25 protein-coding genes are annotated in these 19,811 nt (G+C 72.6%); 14 read left to right on the top strand and 11 right to left on the bottom strand.

Going from position 1 to position 19,811, the window contains the following annotated elements; translation table 11 throughout:
• Positions 1-37 precede the first annotated feature (37 nt).
• The 3 genes from JJ691_RS08965 to JJ691_RS08955 all read right to left on the bottom strand — a co-directional run bounded on the left by JJ691_RS08965 (position 38) and on the right by JJ691_RS08955 (position 1,895).
• Positions 38-1,027: a zinc-binding alcohol dehydrogenase family protein gene (locus JJ691_RS08965; RefSeq protein WP_211768306.1), complete on the bottom strand. Its 990-nt coding sequence runs from the start codon at positions 1,025-1,027 to the stop codon at positions 38-40.
• A gap of 77 nt (positions 1,028-1,104) precedes the next feature.
• On the bottom strand, positions 1,105-1,305 hold the full coding sequence (locus JJ691_RS08960; RefSeq protein WP_211768305.1) for a DUF1918 domain-containing protein: 201 nt from the start codon (positions 1,303-1,305) through the stop codon (positions 1,105-1,107).
• A gap of 11 nt (positions 1,306-1,316) precedes the next feature.
• Complete coding sequence (locus tag JJ691_RS08955) at positions 1,317-1,895, bottom strand: Rv1733c family protein (RefSeq protein WP_211768304.1); 579 nt, start codon at positions 1,893-1,895, stop codon at positions 1,317-1,319.
• Between the two features lie 226 nt (positions 1,896-2,121).
• Here JJ691_RS08955 and JJ691_RS08950 point away from each other — a divergent pair, with 226 nt between their 5' ends.
• The 11 genes from JJ691_RS08950 to JJ691_RS08900 all read left to right on the top strand — a co-directional run bounded on the left by JJ691_RS08950 (position 2,122) and on the right by JJ691_RS08900 (position 11,695).
• Positions 2,122-2,553, top strand: coding sequence for an Hsp20/alpha crystallin family protein (locus JJ691_RS08950; RefSeq protein WP_211768303.1), 432 nt, complete (start codon positions 2,122-2,124; stop codon positions 2,551-2,553).
• A 73-nt stretch (positions 2,554-2,626) separates the two neighbouring features.
• Positions 2,627-3,340: a CBS domain-containing protein gene (locus JJ691_RS08945; protein ID WP_211768302.1), complete on the top strand. Its 714-nt coding sequence runs from the start codon at positions 2,627-2,629 to the stop codon at positions 3,338-3,340.
• A complete protein-coding gene (locus JJ691_RS08940; RefSeq protein WP_211768301.1) occupies positions 3,337-3,567 on the top strand; it encodes an SHOCT domain-containing protein in 231 nt (76 codons plus the stop codon). The genes JJ691_RS08945 and JJ691_RS08940 overlap by 4 nt, the downstream gene beginning before the upstream one ends.
• Before the next feature lie 10 nt (positions 3,568-3,577).
• Positions 3,578-5,848 (top strand): phosphoenolpyruvate synthase, encoded by a 2,271-nt coding sequence (gene ppsA / locus JJ691_RS08935; protein ID WP_211768300.1) that lies wholly within the window; start codon positions 3,578-3,580, stop codon positions 5,846-5,848.
• A complete protein-coding gene (locus JJ691_RS08930; protein ID WP_211768299.1) occupies positions 5,845-6,834 on the top strand; it encodes an Acg family FMN-binding oxidoreductase in 990 nt (329 codons plus the stop codon). Before ppsA ends, JJ691_RS08930 begins: the two co-directional genes overlap by 4 nt.
• A 25-nt stretch (positions 6,835-6,859) precedes the next feature.
• On the top strand, positions 6,860-7,936 hold the full coding sequence (locus JJ691_RS08925) for a 4Fe-4S dicluster domain-containing protein (RefSeq protein WP_211768298.1): 1,077 nt from the start codon (positions 6,860-6,862) through the stop codon (positions 7,934-7,936).
• Positions 7,923-8,402 (top strand): Crp/Fnr family transcriptional regulator, encoded by a 480-nt coding sequence (locus tag JJ691_RS08920; protein ID WP_211768297.1) that lies wholly within the window; start codon positions 7,923-7,925, stop codon positions 8,400-8,402. The genes JJ691_RS08925 and JJ691_RS08920 overlap by 14 nt, the downstream gene beginning before the upstream one ends.
• Before the next feature lie 5 nt (positions 8,403-8,407).
• Complete coding sequence (locus JJ691_RS08915; protein ID WP_211771369.1) at positions 8,408-9,223, top strand: FAD/NAD(P)-binding protein; 816 nt, start codon at positions 8,408-8,410, stop codon at positions 9,221-9,223.
• Positions 9,223-9,972 carry an oxidoreductase gene (locus JJ691_RS08910; RefSeq protein ID WP_211768296.1) on the top strand — a complete coding sequence of 250 codons (750 nt, stop codon included), beginning with the start codon at positions 9,223-9,225 and terminating at the stop codon, positions 9,970-9,972. The genes JJ691_RS08915 and JJ691_RS08910 overlap by 1 nt, the downstream gene beginning before the upstream one ends.
• Complete coding sequence (locus JJ691_RS08905; protein ID WP_211768295.1) at positions 9,969-11,261, top strand: Ni/Fe hydrogenase subunit alpha; 1,293 nt, start codon at positions 9,969-9,971, stop codon at positions 11,259-11,261. Before JJ691_RS08910 ends, JJ691_RS08905 begins: the two co-directional genes overlap by 4 nt.
• The gene (locus JJ691_RS08900; RefSeq protein ID WP_211768294.1) at positions 11,258-11,695 is read left to right on the top strand and encodes a hydrogenase maturation protease; all 438 of its coding nucleotides are present in this window, start codon (positions 11,258-11,260) and stop codon (positions 11,693-11,695) included. Before JJ691_RS08905 ends, JJ691_RS08900 begins: the two co-directional genes overlap by 4 nt.
• Before the next feature lie 15 nt (positions 11,696-11,710).
• Here the strand turns inward: JJ691_RS08900 and JJ691_RS08895 are convergent, their stop codons facing one another.
• Entirely contained in the window at positions 11,711-12,220 is a 510-nt protein-coding gene (locus JJ691_RS08895; RefSeq protein WP_211768293.1) for a universal stress protein, read from the bottom strand.
• 179 nt (positions 12,221-12,399) lie between these two features.
• Between JJ691_RS08895 and JJ691_RS08890 the strand changes: the two genes are divergently transcribed.
• From JJ691_RS08890 to JJ691_RS08880, 3 genes are read left to right on the top strand one after another with little or no spacing between them, the layout of a single operon-like run.
• Positions 12,400-13,071, top strand: coding sequence for an HPF/RaiA family ribosome-associated protein (locus JJ691_RS08890; protein ID WP_211768292.1), 672 nt, complete (start codon positions 12,400-12,402; stop codon positions 13,069-13,071).
• Positions 13,072-13,093: 22 nt separating this feature from the next.
• A complete protein-coding gene (locus tag JJ691_RS08885) occupies positions 13,094-13,948 on the top strand; it encodes a universal stress protein (RefSeq protein WP_211768291.1) in 855 nt (284 codons plus the stop codon).
• Positions 13,945-14,802, top strand: a complete 858-nt coding sequence (locus JJ691_RS08880) for a universal stress protein (RefSeq protein ID WP_211768290.1) — start codon at positions 13,945-13,947, stop codon at positions 14,800-14,802. The genes JJ691_RS08885 and JJ691_RS08880 overlap by 4 nt, the downstream gene beginning before the upstream one ends.
• On the opposite strand, the gene JJ691_RS08875 is transcribed toward JJ691_RS08880, so the two are convergent.
• The 7 genes from JJ691_RS08875 to JJ691_RS08845 all read right to left on the bottom strand — a co-directional run bounded on the left by JJ691_RS08875 (position 14,803) and on the right by JJ691_RS08845 (position 19,740).
• A complete protein-coding gene (locus JJ691_RS08875) occupies positions 14,803-15,396 on the bottom strand; it encodes a bifunctional DNA primase/polymerase (RefSeq protein WP_211768289.1) in 594 nt (197 codons plus the stop codon).
• Entirely contained in the window at positions 15,393-16,514 is a 1,122-nt protein-coding gene (locus JJ691_RS08870; RefSeq protein WP_211768288.1) for a GAF domain-containing protein, read from the bottom strand. The genes JJ691_RS08875 and JJ691_RS08870 overlap by 4 nt, the downstream gene beginning before the upstream one ends.
• A gap of 255 nt (positions 16,515-16,769) precedes the next feature.
• Positions 16,770-17,168 carry a hypothetical protein gene (locus JJ691_RS08865; protein WP_211768287.1) on the bottom strand — a complete coding sequence of 133 codons (399 nt, stop codon included), beginning with the start codon at positions 17,166-17,168 and terminating at the stop codon, positions 16,770-16,772.
• 5 nt (positions 17,169-17,173) lie between these two features.
• Positions 17,174-18,022 carry a universal stress protein gene (locus JJ691_RS08860; RefSeq protein ID WP_211768286.1) on the bottom strand — a complete coding sequence of 283 codons (849 nt, stop codon included), beginning with the start codon at positions 18,020-18,022 and terminating at the stop codon, positions 17,174-17,176.
• Positions 18,019-18,852: a hypothetical protein gene (locus JJ691_RS08855; protein ID WP_211768285.1), complete on the bottom strand. Its 834-nt coding sequence runs from the start codon at positions 18,850-18,852 to the stop codon at positions 18,019-18,021. Before JJ691_RS08855 ends, JJ691_RS08860 begins: the two co-directional genes overlap by 4 nt.
• A complete protein-coding gene (locus JJ691_RS08850; RefSeq protein ID WP_211768284.1) occupies positions 18,849-19,187 on the bottom strand; it encodes a CBS domain-containing protein in 339 nt (112 codons plus the stop codon). The genes JJ691_RS08855 and JJ691_RS08850 overlap by 4 nt, the downstream gene beginning before the upstream one ends.
• On the bottom strand, positions 19,180-19,740 hold the full coding sequence (locus tag JJ691_RS08845) for an Rv1733c family protein (RefSeq protein WP_211768283.1): 561 nt from the start codon (positions 19,738-19,740) through the stop codon (positions 19,180-19,182). Before JJ691_RS08845 ends, JJ691_RS08850 begins: the two co-directional genes overlap by 8 nt.
• Positions 19,741-19,811: the final 71 nt, after the last annotated feature.

The raw sequence follows: 19,811 nt of genomic DNA, 5'->3' as shown, positions 1-19,811 counted from the left end.
TCCCGTCGGCGCCTCCTCAGGCAGGCAACGGCGTGCATCACGGCACCAGGACGGCGGCGCCGTTCACTCGGTCGCCGGCAAGGTCGGACAGCGCGCGGTCGGCCTGGTCCAGCGAGTACGGCGTCGTCGTCACGCGCAGCCGGTGCCGGCCGGCGAAGGCCATGAAGTCCGCGCCGTCCGCACGGGTGTTGGCGGTGACGCTGCGCAGCTGGCGCTCCTGGAACAGGTGCCGCTGGTAGTTCAGCGCGGGGATGTCGGACAGGTGGATGCCGGCGATCGAGAGCGTGCCACCGCGGTCCAGGGCGGTCAGTGCGGGCAGCACGAGATCACCGACGGGCGCGAACAGGATGGCGGCGTCCAGCGGTTCGGTCGGCACGGCGTCGGCGGCCCCGGCGGACGCGGCGCCGAGGCTCAGGGCCAGTTCGCGGGCGGCGGGGCTGCGGGTCAGCACGTGCACGGTCGCCCCACGAGCCAGCGCGACCTGTGCCGCGAGGTGGGCGCTGGCGCCGAAGCCGTAGATGCCCAGCCGGCCGCCCTCGGGCAACTCAGCGCGTTCGAGTACGCGGTAGCCGATGATGCCCGCGCACAACAGCGGCGCCAGCTCGGCGTCCGAGTAGCCGATGGGCAGGCGGTACGCGTACGCCTCGGGCGCCACGGTGTAGTCGGCGTACCCGCCGTCGGCATCCCAGCCGGTGTACCGCGAACGAGGGCACAGGTTCTCCGCGCCGCGGCGGCAGTAGCGGCACTCCCCGCACGTGTGCCGCAGCCACGCGATGCCGACCCGCTCCCCCACCGCGAACCGCGAGCCGGCCGACACCACCTCGCCGACCACCTCGTGCCCGGGCACCACCGACGGCCGGTGCACGTCCAGGTCGCCCTCGGCCACGTGCAGGTCCGTCCGGCACACGCCGCACGCCAGCACGCGGACCAGCACCTCGCCGGGTCCCGGCTCAGGTCGCGGCAGCTCCGACAGCTGGAGCGGCCCGGTCGCCATGGGGCCCGGCCGGGTCACACACCAAGCCCTCATGGTCATCTCCTCCGGCCGAGCTCCACGAACACAGTGTCGAAGCTGGCGGGCACCTCCGCCAGCGCGCCGACGGAAACTCACCGCGTTGTCGAGTTCGCCGTCTCGATGTGCGCGTCCGGCCCGGGGAACACGATCGCCTCACGGTCGTTGTCGGTCCAGCGCACGACGTAGGGCGGCGTGCCGTCGAAGCCGTGCACCTCGGTGATCAGCCCGCGGCGGGGCGGCCGGTCCAGCGTCGCCGACTTGATCACCAGCCAGTCACCGGTGTTCGCGTGCACAGCTCCTCCATTCACCGGGCCGACAGCTGGGCCCATTCGAGATCGATCGCGGCGAACTTCCTCCGCTCCATCCGCCAGCGGACGTAGAGGTACACGGCGAGCAGCAGCCCCTCCGCTCCGCCGGCGGCGCACGTGCCCGCGGTGACGCCGTTGACGACCGCGTCGTCCGGCGTCAGCGGATCCGGCGCGATGGCGCCGCTGCCGTCCAACCACACCGGCACGCTCGTGCCGGCGGGGAGACCGACGGCCTCAACGGTCTCGGCGGTGCGGGTGACACCTGTCTGGTCGATGTACCGCACCTGCACCGACATCCGCATCGCCGTGCTGCCCGGTGCGGCGATCGAGCTGTCGAGCATCACTCCGGTCGTGGGATGCGACTGCGCGATCTGCCGCGCCGAGGTCGCGAGGTCGGACTGCGTGACCGTCAGCCCGAGCACGACTCCGCCCAACATGATCACCGTGCTGGCCAGCCACACCAGCACGACCGAGGCCGCCTCGCAACGGTCGATGGTCCGGCGCAGCGTGTTGCGGCCCCAACCGATTCGGCGGGCCAGCCCCAGCAACGGATCCGGCTGCGTGAACCTGCCCATCGTCGTTCCCTTCTCAGTCGTCCGTGATTCGACATGAGCATCGCCGCCACGCGCGGCCGCCCCCAGAGTCGTTGGCCGGTCAAGTGGTCCCGTGCCGACAGAGACTTCCGACCCCGTCGGCCGCGCCGGATGGCGGCCAGCACGGGGCCTTCTCCTCTGCGCCGCCAGCACTCCCCGGGAGTGCGATGGCAGGGCAGGACCACCGAGAAGACAAGGAGGCACCGAGATGGCGACGCCGGTCCGCAGGCAGCACGGACTGCTGCCGGACCTGATGGACTGGGCCGAGTCCTTCCCGTCCCTGTTCGGATTCCGGTCGATGCTGGGCGTGCAGGGCATTCGGGTCGAGGACTTCGTCGAGGACGGCATGTACGTCGTGCGCGCCGAACTGCCGGGCATCGACCCGGGCAAGGACGTCACGATCACCGTGGACGACCGGCTGCTGACGATCAGCGCCGAGCGCACGGAGGAGACGACCGACAAGAACCACACCGAGTTCCGCTACGGCTCCTTCTCGCGCACGGTCGCGCTGCCCGCCGACGCCAAGGAGGAGGACATCAAGGCCAGCTATGCCAAGGGGATTCTCACCGTGAGGGTGCCCGTCGACGAGACGGCCAAGGTGCACCGCAAGATCCAGATCGAGACCGGGGACGAGGGCTGACGTCCCCGGGCCGTGGCCGCCGCACCCGGCGGCGGCCACGGCGCGCGGCCGGTCGGCGGGAGAGGAGAAGACGGTGAGGCACCGAGAGATCAGCGCCGTGATGACCACCGACGTGGCCGTCGTGCGCGGCGACACCCCGTTCAAGGACGTCGTCGCGCTGCTCGCCGAACGGCGCGTCAGCGGCGTTCCCGTGCTGGACAAGGACGATCGCGTGGTCGGCATCGTGTCGGAGACCGACCTGCTGCACGGCACCACCGAGAAGCGCAAGCCGTTCTGGGCCGGCGGCCGGCACGGCTACCACCCGCACCGCGTCGCCGCCCAGCTGATGACCTCGCCGGCGGTGTGCGTGCACCCGGACGCCACCGTGGCGCACGCGGCGAAACTGCTGGCCGAGGAGGGCGTCCGCCGGTTGCCGGTGGTCGACGCCGAAGGCCGGCTGGTCGGCGTCGTGAGCCGCCGCGACATGCTCGGCGTGTTCCTGCGCTCGGACCGCGACCTGCGGGAGGAGATCCTGACGGAAGTCTTCGGCCGCGCGCTGTGGATGGACCCGAACGAGGTGTCCGTCGAGGTGCAGTCCGGCGTCGCGAACCTGCGCGGGCAGGTGGAGACCGAGGCGCTGGTCGACATCGCCGGCACGTTGACACGTGGCGTCGACGGCGTGGTGGACGTGCACAACCAGCTGACCTTCGCCCGTGACGACCGCGAGATCGACCGTGCGCACGGCAAGTTCGTGGACTTCGACCACGAGCCGCTCAAACCGGTCCCGCGCCACGGAGGCACGTCATGATGCCCTGGTACTACGGCCCCGACGCGGGTTGGGTGATGCCGCTGACGGCGGCGATCGGCATGCTCGTGTTCTGGGGCGGCGTGGTCACGGTGCTCGTGCTGGCGCTGCGGCACGTCGGCACGCGGCGGCACGCGAGCGCCGAGCAGGCGCTGGCCGAGCGGCTGGCCCGCGGCGAGATCGACGAGCAGGAATACACCCGGCTGCGCGACATCCTGCGCGCTCAATGAAGGAGCTGGCATGTCGCGCTATGTGAAGAACTTCGGCGAACTCGGCAGGGACGACACCGCGGTCGCCGGCGGCAAGGGCGCCAACCTGGGCGAGCTGACCCGGGCCGGGCTGCCGGTGCCGGCCGGCTTCGTGGTCACCGCGCAGGCGTACCTGGACTCGCTGGACCGCGCCGGTCTGCGCGGCGAGGTCGCCGAGGCGTTCCGCACGGCGTTCGACTTGTCGCAGACGCCCGAGTTGGCGGCCGCCAGTGAGCGGGTCCAGGCGCTGGTGCGCAAGGCGGGGGTCGCCGACGAGATCCGGGCGGAGATCGAAGCCGCGTATCGCGAACTGGGCGACGGCGCCGAGGTGGCGGTCCGGTCGTCGGCGACGTCCGAGGACACCGCCGGCACGTCCTTCGCCGGCATGAACGCCACCTACACCAACACCCACGGCATCCAGGAGGTGCTGGCGCGCCTGGTCGACTGCTGGGCCTCGCTGTTCGGGCCCCGGGTGGTGGCCTACCGCGCCAGCACGCAGGTCGACGAGGAGCCGGCGATCGCCGTCGCGGTGCAGCTGATGGTCGACTCGGCCCGGTCCGGCGTGGCGTTCACCGCCGACCCGTCCACCGGCGACCGCGGCCGCATCGTCATCGAGGGTGCGTACGGGCTGGGTGAGGTGGTGGTCAGCGGCGCCGTCGAACCGGACACCTACGTCGTGGCCAAGCAGGGGCCGCGCCTGCTGCACGCCCGCACCGGGCGCCAGACCCACAAGATCGTGCGCGGCCCGGATGGCCACGACCTGCGGATCGATCTCGACGCGCAGACCGGCGCGAGCCGGGTGCTGACCGACGACGAGGCAATCGAGCTGGCCCGGCTGGCGCTGCGGGTGGAGGAGCACTACGGCAGCCCCCAGGACCTGGAGTGGGCGATCGCCGACGGCCGGACCTGGCTGGTGCAGTCCCGCCCGATCACCACCCTCGGCCGGGAATCCGCCCAGGCCGCCGGTTCCGAACTGCTCGCCGGGCTCGCGGCGTCTCCGGGCCGGGCCGCCGGGCGGGTGCGCCGGCTGGCCGGCCCGAGCGAGGGCAACCGGTTCCAGGACGGGGAGATCCTGGTCGCGGTCATGACCACTCCGGACTGGGTCCCGACCATGCGCCGCGCCGCCGCGCTGGTCACCGACGGCGGCGGCATGACCTGCCACGCCGCGATCGTGGCCCGAGAGCTGGGCGTGCCCTGCGTCGTGGGCACGCGCAACGCCACGGAGGTGCTGCGGGACGGCGAGACCGTCACCGTCGACGGCGCGGCCGGCAAGGTCTTCGCCGGCCGGCTGGAGCCCGCCGCACACACCGTTCCGCAGATCACGCCCGTGGCCGCGCCGACCACGGAAACCTTGGGCACCAAGGTGTACGTCAATCTGGCGATGCCCGAGCACGCCGAGGAGGTCGCGGCGCTGCCCGTCGACGGCGTCGGGCTGCTGCGCGCGGAGTTCATGGTCACCGAGGCGCTGGACGGCGAGCACCCGCGGGCGCTGATGGCCCGCGACGGCGGCAGCGAGAAGTTCACCGCACGGATGACGGAGTCGCTGCTGCGGGTGACCCGCGCCTTCGCGCCGCGGCCGGTGATCTACCGGGCGATCGACTTCCGCACCAATGAGTTCCGGCACCTGAACGGCGGCGGCGACTTCGAGCCGGTCGAGGACAACCCGATGATCGGCTACCGCGGCTGCTACCGCTACGTCCGCGAGCCCAAGTTGTTCGCGCTGGAACTGGCCGTGCTGGCCAAGGTTCGGGAGCAGACGCCCAACCTGCACCTGATGATTCCGTTCGTGCGCACGCTGTGGGAGCTGCGTGCCTGCCTCGCCGCCATCGACGCCAGCCCGCTGGGGCACGACCGCCGGCTGCACCGCTGGGTGATGGCCGAGGTTCCCTCGGTGGCGTACTGGATTCCGGAGTACGCGCGGCTGGGCATCGACGGGATCTCCATCGGCAGCAACGACCTCACCCAGTTGGTGCTGGGCGTGGATCGCGACTCCGAGATCTGCGCCGACCTGTTCGACGAGGCCGACCCGGCGGTGCTGGACACCATCGAGCGGATCATCACCGCCGCCCGCGAGAACGGCATGACCACCTCGCTGTGCGGCCAGGCCCCGTCCACCAAGCCGGGTTTCGCCGAGCAGCTGGTGCGGATGGGCATCACATCGGTGTCGGTCAATCGGGACGCGCTCGCCGCCACCCGGGCCGAGATCGGCTCGGCCGAGCGCCGGCTGCTGCTGCGGGCGGCACGGGAGAGGTGCGCACCATGATGGCGACTCCGGACCTGCAGACGCTGCGCGCCGCGGTGGCGCTGGCGGCGCGAGCGCCGTCGATCCACAACTCGCAGCCGTGGCGCTGGCTGCACGGCACGACCTCGCTGCACCTGTACGCCGACGCCGCCCGGCTGCTGCCGGCGACCGACCCCGACGGGCGGGACCTGATGCTGTCCTGCGGAGCCGCGCTGCACCACCTCCAGGTGACGATGGCCGCGTCCGGCTGGGCCACGCACGTGCACCGGCTGCCCAACCCCAACCAGCCCGATCACCTCGCCGCGGTGGACTTCCGGCCACGGGAACCGAGCCGGGACGACATCGCGCTGGCGGCGGCGATCCAGCGCCGCCGCACCGACCGCCGCCGCTACACCTCCTGGCCGGTGCCCGCCGAGCTGCTCGCCGACCTGGCCCGCACGGCCGGCACGTTCGGCGCCGTGCTGATGCCGACGACCGAGCCCGACGACCGCTACCAGCTGGTGCGGGCGCTGGCGGAGGCTTCGACCCGGCAGGAGGCCGACCTCGCCTACGCCGCCGAGCTGGCGGCCTGGGCCGGACGCAGCCCGTTCGTCGCCGAAGGCGTGCCGGCGACCAACATCCCCGCCGGCGAGCGCCGCCACGGCGACACCACCATGCGGGCCTTTCCCAACGGCCAGCTCACCGACCCGGGCGACCGGTGGGAGGACGACGCCGGCGAGCTGCTGGTCCTGGCCACGGCCACCGACACCACCGAGTCGCGGCTGCGGGCCGGCGAGCCGATGAGCTCGGTCCTGTTGTGGGCCACCGACTTCCGGATGGCCACCTGCCCGCTCAGCCAGGTGCTGGAGGTCGAGGCGACCCGCGACCTGGTCCGCGACCGCGTGCTGGACGGCTTCGGCGTGCCGCAGATCGTGCTGCGGGTCGGCTGGGCCCCGGTCAACACCGCGCCGCTGCCGGCCACGCCGCGGCGTCCCATCGACGACATCTTCGGGAGGCAGGGGCAATGAGCGTGCGGGTCGGCGAGGTGCTGTGATGGACGCCTTCGGCCTGGACGGCTTGGACGAGCTGGTGCGGGCGTTGATCGCCGACGGGCGCCGTGTGATCGGACCGCGCCTGCGTGACAACGCGATTGTGCTGGACGACATCACCGGTGTCGCCGACCTGCCGGCCGGCTGGGGCGTGGACGTGGCACCGGGCCGCTACCGGGTCCGGCGCCGAGACGACGAGGCGCTGTTCTGCCACTCCGCCGGGCCGCAGTCGTGGAAGCAGTTCGTCCACCCGGCACGGCGAAAGCTCTGGGAGACAACGGAAACCGGCTTCGAGGAACCGCCGCCGGACAACCGCGAGCTGGCCTTCCTCGGGGTGCGCGGCTGCGATCTCGCGGCGCTGGGCGTGCTCGGTCGTGTCGTCGGCAACCGGATCCGGCCGTTCATCGTGGCGGTCGACTGCACCGAGCCCGGCGGACTGTGCTTCTGCGCCAGCACCGGCACCGGCCCTGGCGTCCGCCAGGGCTACGACCTGGCGCTGACGGAACGGATCGACGACACCGGGCACTGGTTCCTCGCCGAGGCCGGCACCGGGGCCGGCGAGCGCATGCTGCGCATGGTCACGCGCCGGCAAGCTCGGTTCGACGAGGTCGCGGCGGCGCTGCGGGACGTCACGGCCGCGGCCGACCGGATGGGCCGCGCGATGCCGGAGCTGGACCTTCGGGAGCTGCTGCGGGACAGTCGGCAGGCGCGGCGCTGGAACGACGTCGCCGAGCGCTGCCTGACCTGCGGCAACTGCACGATGGTCTGTCCGACGTGCTTCTGCACCACCACCGAGGACGTCACCGACCTCACCGGCGAGCACGCCGAGCGTTGGGAGCACTGGGCTTCCTGCTTCGAGGTCGACTTCTCGTACCTGCACGGCGGCAGCGTCCGCACCTCCGCGGCGAGCCGCTACCGGCAGTGGCTCACCCACAAGCTCGGCACCTGGCACGACCAGTTCGGCGAGTCCGGCTGTGTCGGCTGCGGCCGGTGCATCGCCTGGTGCCCGGTGGGGATCGACATCACCGCCGAGGTGGCCGCGCTGGCGGCGGAAAGGAGTGGCGACGATGTCGATGTCTGACCGGCTCAGCGCGTTCCCGCTGCTGACGGGCCTGTCGCAGACGCACATCGCGGTGCTGTCCGGCGCCGCCCAGGAGGTGACCTTCGCCGCGGGCGACCGGCTGTTCACCGAAGGGACGCCGGCCCGGGGCTGCTGGCTGGTGCAGCGCGGGTGCGTGGCCATCGACGCCGGGATTCCCGGTCGCGGGCCGGTGGTCGTGCAGACCGTCGGCCCCGGCGAGGTGGTCGGGTGGTCCTGGCTGGTCGACCCGCCACGCTGGCACTTCGGCGCGGTCGCCGTCGCCCCGACGGTGGCCATCGAGCTGGACACCGACCAGCTGCGGGCCTTCGCCGAGCACGACCCGACCTTCGGCTACCCGGTGGCGGTCGCGATGCTGGCCATGGTGCTGGACCGGTTGCAGACCACCCGGGCCCGGCTGCTGGACCTGTACCGCAATCCCGCCGAGACGCCGATGAGCCCGCTGTGACGGACATGCTCCCGGCGCGGTACGTGGTCACCGGCCGGACCGTGGAGACCGTCGATTCCGTCACGCTGCGTCTGACGCCGCTCGACCGGTCGATCCCCCGGTTCCAGCCGGGACAGTTCACCATGCTGTACGCGCACGGCGTCGGCGAGATCGCGGTGTCGGTCAGCGGAGATCCGTCCGTTGTGGACTCCGTGCTGACGCAGACGATCCGCGCCGTCGGGGCGGTGAGCCGCGCCCTGCACGACGCCGAGCCCGGCGCTGTCGTCGGCGTTCGCGGTCCGTACGGCGTCGGGTGGGAGCCTTGGCGCGCTTGGGAACGGGACGTGCTGGTCGTCGCCGGTGGCGTCGGGCTGGCCCCACTGCGACCCGTGGTGCTGGCAGTGCTGGCCCAGCGCTGGCGGTACCGCCGGGTGATCGTCGTCGCCGGGGCACGGACGCCACGGGAGTTCCTGTACGCCGACGAGCTGAAGTGGTGGTCGGCCCGGGACGACATGGCCATGGAACTGACCGTGGACCACGCCGCCGACGGCTGGACCGGGTCGGTCGGGTTCGTCACGCAGCCGCTGTCCCGGCTGCCGATCGACCCGGCGGCGACGACCGCGTTCATCTGCGGCCCGGAGCCGATGATGCGGTTCAGCGCGGACATCCTGCTGCGGCGCGGAGTTCCCGCCGACCGGATCCGGATCTCGTTGGAGCGCAACATGCAGTGCGGCGTCGCCCGGTGCGGGCACTGCCAGCTCGGTCCGCTGCTGGTGTGCCGGGACGGGCCGGTCGTGGACTACGCCCGGGCCGCGGACCTGTTGTCCGTCAGGGAGTTGTGATGAGTCCACCCAGTCTGGCCGTGTGGAAGTTCACCTCGTGCGACGGCTGCCAGCTGACCCTGCTCGACTGCGAGGACGAGTTGCTCACCCTCGCCGGCGCGGTGCGCATAGCGCGGTTCACCGAGGCCAGCAGCGCCGTGGCGCCCGGCCCGTACGACGTCTCGCTGGTGGAAGGCTCCATCACCACGCCGGAGGAGGTCGAACGGATCCGCGAGGTCCGCACGCAGTCACGGGTGCTGGTCGTGATCGGCGCGTGCGCGACCGCCGGCGGCATCCAGGCGCTGCGGAACTTCGCCGACGTCGAGGAGTTCCGGTCGCTCGTCTACGCCAGCCCGTCCCACATCGAGACACTGGCCACGTCCACGCCGATCTCCGCGCACGTGCCCGTCGACTACGAGCTGCGCGGCTGCCCGATCGACCGGCGCCAACTGCTGGAGGTGCTGTCGGCGTTCCTGGTGGGGCGCAAGCCCGATCTGCCGGATGCCAGCGTCTGCACCGAGTGCAAGCGCCGCGGCCTGACGTGCGTGATGGTCGCCGACGGCACGCCCTGCCTCGGCCCGGTCACGCACGCCGGCTGTGGGGCGCTGTGTCCGGCGTACCGGCGCGGCTGCTTCGGCTGCTTCGGTCCGGTCGATCAGCCGAACATCGTGGCCCTGACCGCGCAACTGCGCGCCTGCGGCCTGTCCGAGGACGCCATCGACCGGGCGTTCCGCACGTTCACCGACTTCCGCCGGGAGGCGGCGAGATGAGCCACCGGGCGCGTCAGCTCCGGGTCAGCGCGCTGGCCCGGGTCGAGGGCGAGGGGGCGCTCAACGTCGTGGTCCGGGACGGCGCGGTCGAACGCGCCGAGCTCCGGATCTACGAGCCGCCCCGGTTCTTCGAGGCGCTGCTGCGCGGCCGCGCGCACACCGAGCCGCCGGACATCACCGCCCGCATCTGCGGCATCTGCCCGGTCGCCTACCAACTCAGCGCGTGCCACGCCATCGAGGACGCCTGCGAGGTGACCGTGCCCGAGCCGATCGAGACACTGCGCCGGCTGCTGTACTGCGGCGAGTGGATCTCCAGCCACGCCCTGCACGTGTACCTGCTGCACGCGCCCGACTTCCTCGGCTACCCGGACGCCATGACCATGGCCGCCGACCACCGTGGCGCCGTGGAACGCGGCCTGGCGCTGAAAAAGGCCGGCAACGCGTTACTGCAAGCCGTCGGCGGGCGGCCCATCCATCCGATCAACGTGCGGGTCGGCGGTTTCTTTCGGGCACCGACCCGGGCCGAGCTCGCGCCGGTCGCCGAACAGCTGCGCGCCGCCCTGGACGTCGCGCTGGCGACGGTCCGCTGGGTCGGCGGCTTCGACTTCCCCGATCTGGAGCTGGCGCACGAACTTCTCGCCGTGCATGAGGACGACCGCTACGCCATCACCCGGGGCCGGCTGGTTTCCAGCAGCGGCCTGGACTTTCCCGTGGCGGCCTTCTCCTCACACGTCGTCGAGCGCCAGGTGCCGCACTCCACCGCCCTGCACGCTTCCCTCGACGGCCGGCGCTACCTCACCGGCCCGCTCGCCCGCTACACCGTCAACCACGCCCAGCTGTCCCCGCTGGCCCGGGAGGCCGCCGCGGCCGCCGGTCTCGGGTCGTCGTGCCGGAATCCGTTCCGCAGCATCGTGGTCCGGGCCGTCGAGCTGGTCTACGCCGTCGACGAGGCCCTGCGGCTGATCTCCGGGTACGAGCCGCCGGAGCCCGCACACGTTGACGTGCCACCGCTTCCCAGCGTCGGCCACGGCGTCACCGAGGCCCCTCGCGGCCTGCTCTACCACCGCTACGGCGTCGACGACGACGGGCTGCTCATCTCCGCCGAGATCGTGCCGCCGACGTCGCAGAACCAGGCCGCCATCGAGGCCGACCTGCACAGCCTGGTCACCGCCAACCTCGCCCTCCCCGATGACGAGCTGACATCCCTGTGTGAGCGGACCATCCGCAACTACGACCCGTGCATCTCCTGCTCCGCGCACTTCCTCGACTTCACCCGGACCCAGGCGTGAACGTCGTCATCGGCGTCGGCAGCCCCTACCGCAGGGACGACGCCGTCGGCCTGCACGTCGCCGTGGCGGTTGCCCAGCGCGGCGGTCATGCCGTGCAGTCCGACGGCGAACCCGCCGGTCTGCTGCTGGCCTGGGAGGACGCCGACCTGGCCGTGATCGTGGACGCCGTCGTGTGCGAACCGGCCACGCCCGGCCGGATCCACCGCACGGCCACGGCGCCGCCCACACACGGCGGCGCCAGCTCCCACGGCCTCGGCATCCCGGAAGCGGTGGCGCTGGCGACCGCCCTTGGCCGCATGCCCCGCCGGCTCGTCGTCTACGCCGTGGAGGCCGCCGACCTGAGTCTCGGCGTCGGCCTGAGCAACCAGGTGGCGCGGGCTGTGCCGGCGCTGGTCGATCAGGTGCTGGGCGAGCTCGGGGCGAGGCTGAAGTAGCCCTGTTCCTCCATGTCAGTACAGGGGGCCAGGCGTCGCGGGCGCTTCGACCAGGTGGTGCTCCTCCGCCTTCACGGTCGGCCGAGCCGGGGTGATCACGACCGGGCAGGTGGCGTGCCGCACGCAGTAGGCGCTCACCGAGCCGAGCAGCTTCTCCGCCAGCCACGAGTGACCCTGCCGGCCGAGCACGAGCAGGTCGGCGTCGGCGGAGATGTGCACCAGGGCCCGCTGCGGCCACTGGGCGACCATGTGCCGGTGCACGGCGACGCCCTCAGCCACGCCCTGGACAGCGTCCATGACGCGGTCCTGCATGGCCTGCGCGTCCGCGAGGGCGGATTCCTTGGCCCGATACGGAATGCCGACCATCGGCGGCGGTCCCTCGACCGGCGGCGGGTCGGTGTGCCACACGGTCACCGCGTGCACCTCGGCACCGCGCCGACGGGCCTCGTCCAACGCCCAGCGCACAGCGTCCAGGCTCGCGTCCGAGCCGTCCACGCCTACCACGATCTTTCCGTTGCCAGCCATCATCGCTCACTCCTTCCGCCACCCAGGCTCGTCCGTCCGCCGAGCCGGCGCCACGGCCCGCGGTCATCTCGGTTTCACGCCGTTCGGCCGGGGCCGGACAGGGCTTTGTGCCCTGCTGAACGGGTTTGCGGCGGAGTGCCATGGAGGTGGCACAACTTCATGGCCGATCGGAGCCCACGATGCGAGTCGAACCGTTGGCACAGTCGTCGACCATCGACGTGGAACTCGGCGGACTCGCCGCCGACGGCGCGTACCGGGTGCGCGCGAGAATCCTCTCCCTCGCCCGGTACGCGCCACGGCCGATCATCGGCGGCACTGTCCGGTTCTCCACCCCGTCCGATCGGGTGCGGACACCCGTGGTCGCGCACGCCACCCTCGCGATGCGCGGCGCCCGGCTGGTCGCAGTCGGCACCGGCGCCACCATCGGCGAGGCCACCGACCGGGTGCGCACCACCCTCCGCCGTCAACTGCTCGACCTGGCCCACGGCCGGCGCAAGCACTCCCGGGTCGATGATCCGTCCACAGTGGACGAGACTCCGGTGGTCGTCCGGCACGTGACCCGGATGCCCGCGTGCGCTTCGCCGGAACAGGCCGTGCTCGCGCTCGACCAACTGGGGCAGGAATTCGGCCTGCACGTGGACGCCACCACCGGCCGCGAGGCGATCGTGTGGCGAAACCCCGACGGCGAGTACGGGTTCGTCACCGAACGGCCGACGCTCACCGAGACCGCGGCGATCCAGCGCCTGGTGCTGACCGGCGAGCCCTGGCTGTTCTACACCGACCGGCGCACCGGCCGCGGACACGTCGCGCACCGGCGCGGGGACCACCGCTTCGGCGTGATCACGCCGTAGGCACGACCGGGAGGAGGTCGTCATGAGCAAGGCGCCGATCGTCGTCGGCTTCGACGGTTCCGACTCGGCCCATCGGGCCGTGCTCTGGGCGGTGCGGGAAGCCGCCCGCCGGGACGTCCCGCTCACCATCGCGCATGTCGTGGCCAACGTCGACACGGCGCAGACCCAGGCCCATCTCTGGCTCACCGACGCCACGTCCGCCGCCGGGCGGGCCGCGCCGACGGTCACGACGACCACCGAGCTGCTGTCCGGCCACGTCGTCGACGCCCTGGTGGCCGCGTCGACCAGAGCCGACACGATGGTCCTCGGCACGCGCGGGATCGGCGGGTTCGCCGGCCTGCTCACCGGGTCCACGGCCATCGGCGTCACCACCCGGGGCCACTGCCCGGTCGTCGTCGTCCGGTCGCCCGGACCCCAGGTGCCGCCGCCCACCTCCGGGCCGATCGTGGTCGGTGTCGACGGCGGCAGCGCCGACGAGGCGACCGAATGGGCGTTCGCCGAGGCCGCGCTGCGTGACGTGCCGCTGATCGCCGTGCACACCTGGACCGAGGGCGCGCTCGGCCGAGGCTGGGACACCGTGCCGTACGCCCCGGACTTCGAGACGCTGAACGACTCGATGCGCGGCATGCTGGCCGAGCGGATGACCCAGTGGCGGGAGAAGTTCCCGACCGTTCGCCTCGAACTGGCAACCGCGCTCGACAACCCGGCGCACGCCCTCGTCGAACGGTCCAAGCACGCGCAGCTCGTGGTCGTCGGCACGCGCGGCCGCGGTCCGGTCGCCGGGGTCCTGCTCGGATCCACCAGCCACGCCCTGCTGCACCATGCCGCCTGCCCGGTCGCCGTGGTGCGCACCGCTTCGTGCCGGAGGCCATCATGACTCTGCCCGTCACCGTGGGCGTCGACGGATCGGGCGCCGCCGAGCGGGCCCTGGGCTGGGCCGCCGTCGAGGCCGAGCTCCGACACCTGCCGCTCGACATCGTGCACGTCGGCCACCTGATCACCGTGCCGCCCGGGGAGCCGCCCGCCACCAGCATGAACGCCGACATGGCCGCACGGTGCCGCAAGCTGCTCGACGAGGCGGTCTCCGTCGTCAGGACCATCGCCCCCGAGGTCTCCGCCACCACCGAGCTCGTCGACGACGGGGTCCTCGACGCCCTCAGCGACAAGTCGTCCCACTCCAGTCTGCTCGTGCTCGGATCCCGTGGCAGCGGTGGCTTCGCCGAGCTGCTCGCCGGCTCCGTCACCGTCAACCTCTCCGCCCACGCGCGCTGCCCCGTGGCCGTCATCCGTGGCGGCATCGCCGATCCGCACGCTCCCGTTGTCGTCGGCATCGACGGCTCTCCCACCAGCGACGCCGCCCTCGCCTTCGCGATGGACGAGGCCGCCCTGCGGTCCGTGCCGCTGATCGCCTACCACGTGTGGAACGACACCTCGTTCGAGCCCGGCGTGCAGAACCAGCCCTTCGTGCTCGACTGGGACGCCATCCGCGACGCCGAGGAACAGGTCCTCGCCGAGCGCCTGGCCGGCTGGCCGGTGCGTTACCCCGAGGTCGAGATCCGCCGGGTCGTCGAACGCGACCGCCCCGCCCGCGGCCTGGTCCGCCAGTCCGCCCGCGCCCAACTCGTCGTCGTCGGCTCCCGCGGCCGCGGCGGACTGGCCGGCATGCTGCTCGGCTCCACCAGCCACGCCCTCATCCACCACGCGGCCTGCCCGGTCATCGTGGCCCGCTGATCAGGGGCGGTCGGCGTCGACGGCGGCGAGCGCGTTGTGGAAGGCCTCGTGCCCGACGAAGCCCCAGTCGGTCTGCTCGGGCGGCATAGCCCATTGCAGTTGTCCGTACCGGGTCGGTGTCGGCGGCACCGGCACCCAGTCGCCGTCGCCGTGCACCCGCGCCTCGACATGCTCCAGGGCAGCTCGCCACGGCAGGTCGTGGGCCACCCAGAACAGCCGCCGGCGACGCTCCCGCCACACCGCGACCGGCGTCGGCGTGTGCTGTGCCGCGAGCGCCGCCTGCACCCTCGTCGCGACCACGTCCGGCACGCTGACGACGTCGAAGCAGACGCCGGTGCGGACCGCCACCGCGAAGGCGAGCAGGCCGTACCAGGCCGCGACCGTCTTCGGATTCGCGCTGGCGCGCCCCTGCCACATCCGCCAGACCGGGTGGAGGGTGTTCTCGGCACAGTCGGCCTGCACGCAGGTGTAGCGCCCGGCCTGGTAGAACGACACCGGCACGACCGGCCAGCCGTGCCCCGCGTACTCGACGGCGGCCTGTTTGAGCTGCCGCTGTGCCCCCGATCCGGAGAACCGGGTCTGCGCGGCGTTCACCGCGCGCTTCCGCCGCTCGTGTCGAACGACCGGGCCACCACCACCGTGCGTTCGGCGTCCCCGCGCGAGGTCACGTCACCGGCCAGCGACGGCACCCCGAACCGGGCCAGCGTGGCCTCGTCGGGCAGGCGTCCCTCATAGCGCAGCGCGAGTTCGACCGAGGTCGGGCCGGCTGAGATCGTCAGCTGCGCCCAGCGGTTGACGCCGCACTGCCCGGCCAGCCGAACGCCTCGGCCGAGCCACTCGGACATCGCCCGGCGGACGTCGTCCGGGGCGTCCCCCAGCGGCGTCGGGATCTCCACGTGGGCGGCGAGCTGCTGTTCCGCGGTCTCGGCCAGGAAGGTCGCCAGCAGCTCCGCGCGCAGCAACGATCCCGGCCGGTGCGTCGGCCTGGCCTCGCCGTCCAGCCTGCTCATCACGGCCGCGAGCGCGGCGATCGGGCCGGCCAGGCGGAGCGCGACGCCGTCGCCGGCGCTGGCCGCGATCCGGGACAGCTCGAGGGTGATGTCGAACAGCTGCGCCGCCGTCGGGTCCCGCCGTTCGACGTCGCTGCTCGGCGGCGCCTCCGCCCCGGTGTGGGCCACCGCCCACCCCATGTGCTCGGCGAAGCCGGCCAGCATCTCCCGGTCGGCCAGGCCGAAGGCCGGCCGGCCCGCGAACCGCCCGAGCGCGACCACCCCGACGATCCGCGCTCCCAGCCACACCGGCGCCACCAGGATGGGCCCGAGGTGCGCGGCGCGCGCCGAGTGCACGGTGCGGGCGTCGAGCGTGGCGTCGTCGACTATCACCGCGCGTCCGGCCTCGATGGCCAGCGCCGCCACCGATCCGGCCACCGGGAGCCACCGGCCGGTCCACTCCCGCAGGCCGCCGGCCGTGATCGCCACCTGGAGCCACCGGCCCTGCTCGACCAGCACCGTCAGCGTGCCGGTGTCCGCGTCGCCGACGCCGGCGGCCCCCTCCACCAGGGCTTGCAGGAACGCCTTGGGGTCGTCCTTGGGGTTGGCGTCCAGCAGCACCCGCCCCAGCACCACGCGCCAGTCCGGTCTTCGGTCGCGCACCCCCACGTACCTGGCCATCGCGGCCAGCGTTCTGCGCAGCGTCTCCCCGGCGGTCTCCACGGCGTTTCCCTTCTCCCAGCGGCGACCGTGGCATCGTCGTTGAAACTTCAACGTTAACCCCGCGAGCGCCGCCGAGCGCCAAGACCGCACCTTCGGGTGTAACACGCTGACGGGCTCCCCCGAAGTGATCGACAAGCGGCCGCCCACACCTCCACAACTTCGTGCACAGCACACAATAAAGTCGGGCCGGTCAGGCCACCGGGATGTGCGCGGTGGAGACGCGCCCGCGGAACACCCCGTAGGTGTCCAGCGCGTTCACTGGTTTTCCCGCTTGTTCACGGTCTTCTCGTCCTGCAGCGCGTCGACACAGCCGACCAGCAGGGCGTTCTGCCGGATGGCCGTCACGCGGGAGCGCAGGCCGTCCGGCACGGGCGGCTTGTCGTGCCAGCCCAGCCCGGTCAGCACGACCGGCAGCCCGGCCCGGGCCCCGCACACCGCGCCGTATTCGTGGGCGGTGAACTCCTTCTCCCCGCGCACGTCGATCACCATGGCCGCGGGCCGCAGGCCCTCCAGCGGACAGCCGCCGGGCACGACGCCGTTGCAGATGTCGGTGTTGTCGGAGTGGCAGGTGCTCACCGTGCAGCCGAGGTAGCGCAGCCGGAGGGCCAAGTCCTTGCCCTGTCCGGGATTCTGTTCCGTCAGCAAGACATGCATGACAATCACTCCGACTTCACGACGGCGACGGGGCACGGCGCGTGGTGCAGCACCGCATGGCTGACCGACCCGAGCAGCGCGTTGGCCAGCGCGCCCCGGCCGAGGGAACCGACGACGAGCAGCTGCGCGCCCCCGGATTCGGCGATCAGTCGCTGCGCCGGCCGGTCCTCGTACACGACCTGGCGCACCGGGGTGTCCGGGTAGCGCTCACGCCAGCCGGCCAGCCGCTCGGACAACACGATTCGCTCATCGGTGGCGACGGCGTCCCAGTCCAGGTCCGGGATCGGCACCGAACCGCCCCACACGGACACGACGTCACTCCACACATGCACCGCGACCAGCTCGGCCCCACGCCGCGAGGCAATGTCGTAGGCGAAGGCCAACGCCGCCTCGCTCGCCCGCGAACCGTCCACGCCAACGACAATCGGCCCGCCGGCGGTCTCCCTGCCCCGCACGACAATCACCGGGCAGCGCGCGCGAGCGGTCAGGGCCACGGCCGTGGAACCCACCACCAGCTCGCGGAAGCCGCCGCGGCCGCGAACTCCGATCACGACCATGACGGCCTTCTCGGACTCGTCGGCCAGCAGGTCGATGCCGGGCTTGAGCTCCAGCACGGGTTCCACGTCCAGTACCGGGCACGCCTCCTGCGCCGCTTTCACGGCGTCGCGCAGGCAGTGCTGGGCCGCGGCCCTGGCCTCGACCAGGAACCCGGACGGCAGCCTCGGCGTGGTGATCGAGTGCCCGTGCACCACGCGGAGCACCGCGTGCCGCCGGTGCGCCTCCCCGGCGGCCCAATGGACCGCGCTCATCGACGGCGCGGAGCCGTCGACGCCTACGGTTATGGTGTTCGTCATGTCTGGCTCCAGGGGTTGAGCTCGGCCGGGGTGAGGCCGAGCAGGGCTTGGGGAAAACCGCTGAACGCGAAGGCGTTCATCAGCCGCAGCCGGGTGTCACGAAGGTGCATGGGCCGCACCACCGCGTGCGGGATGAAGCCGAGCCCCGGCGCGGCGAGCATCGCGACCTGTATGACGGCGCCGGCGAGCACGTGGTCCGACCGGACGTCGGAGTCCGTGACGACCGCGAGCATCGGTCGGACGGCCAGGCGGTCGGCCATGGCGGCGATCGCACTGCGCCGGGCCGTCGGTCCCGTGAGCGCCAACTGCCGCTGCCAGGGGGCGAGCTCGGCGGCGCACCGCCGATCGCCGTCCAGCTGCCGGCTCGCGTCGTGCAGGATGGCCGCGAACGGGACGCCGCCGACCGGTTCGAGGCGTGCAGTCCGGAAATGGGAGATCGCTGTCAGGCGGTGCAGTTCCTCGGCGCCGCCGTGGCCGCGGCGCATGACGTCCGGCGCGGCGATGCTTCGGTACAGCTCCAGTTCCCGCGGGCACGGCGGCTCGGACCGCACGGCTGTCACGCGGCCGACGAGATCCGCCCCGGCCTCCACCTCAAGGGTGATGTCCCAGCCAAGAGCGCGGACCGCGAGCACGACGTTGGCCAGCGCCGCACCGCATGACAGCAGCCGGTCGATGCCGCCCGGGTCGCGGCGCTCGCCGCCGATCACCTCCCGGAGCTCGACGCCGTGTCCCCGGAACTCCAGCACCCACGGCTGCTCGCGGCACAGCACCGGCGCGCCACGGGCGGCTCGTACGATCGCGGCAGTCTCGATGGCGGTCCACTCGCTCACAGCTGATCTCCCTCCAGCAGGCCGACGAACCGCACGCCGTCGAGCACACCGAGCGCGTCGGCGTGCTCGCGACACAACTGCTCGTCGATGCGGCGGCGGTCCGCGTCCGGCGGCACGCACGGCGCGGGGCGTCGGCACAGCAGGCCGACGAGGTCGTCGGGGCCGGTGGCGCCGGCCAGTTCCCGTTCCCCCACCAGGCCGACGCACTGGCGCTGCTCGACCACCGGCAGGTGGCGCACGCCCATCCGGCGCATCAGGCGGATCACCGTGGCGACGTCGGTCTCCGGCGCGACCGCCGGCACCTCAAGCATCAAAGTCCGGGCCGTGTCAGCCATGACGGCGCTGCTTCCAGCGGGGCGCGGTCCGCGCCCAGTCACGGTCCCAGGCCCGGGCGCTCCACCGCTCGATCGGCAGCCGCGCCAGGAACACCAGGCCACGCAACAGAATGAAGGCCACGCTGTAGCCGGCGGCCAGCGTCACGACGACCAGCAGCACAACTTCCAGCAAGCCGATCGGGCGGCTCACGACCGCGCCGGTCGGGTCGGTCCAGATCTGCACGGTCGTCCCCGCGCGCTGCTCCGCGACGACGTCGATGGATCCGGTGTGGACAGCGCCGTCGGCGGTGGTCCAGCGGGCCAGCGCGGTCTGGGAGGCGTCGGAATCCCCCAGCAACACCGCGGTGGTCGTCGTCCTGGTGGCCTGCTGCTGGGCCGCGACGCCCGCCTCATAGCCGCCGAGCTGGAGGCCGAACACGACACCGGCGACGACGATCGCCGCGCCCAGCAGGACCGCGAGCCCGACCACGACGCCGTCGACGCGGTCCAGCGGGCGGCGCAGGCTGTTGCGCCCGAACCCCAGCCGCCGGGCGAGCCGCCACACCGGGTTCATCGTCACCACTCTCCCGCCGTGTCCCTGAATTCGTCGGTCCCTGAATTCGTCGCATTCAGCGTCGCGGCAGG

It is taken from the genome of Kutzneria sp. CA-103260 (assembly GCF_018263855.1).
Lineage (GTDB): Bacteria > Actinomycetota > Actinomycetes > Mycobacteriales > Pseudonocardiaceae > Kutzneria.
Note: the sequence above shows the minus strand (reverse complement) of the source record. Positions and strands in the feature narration are given on the sequence as shown.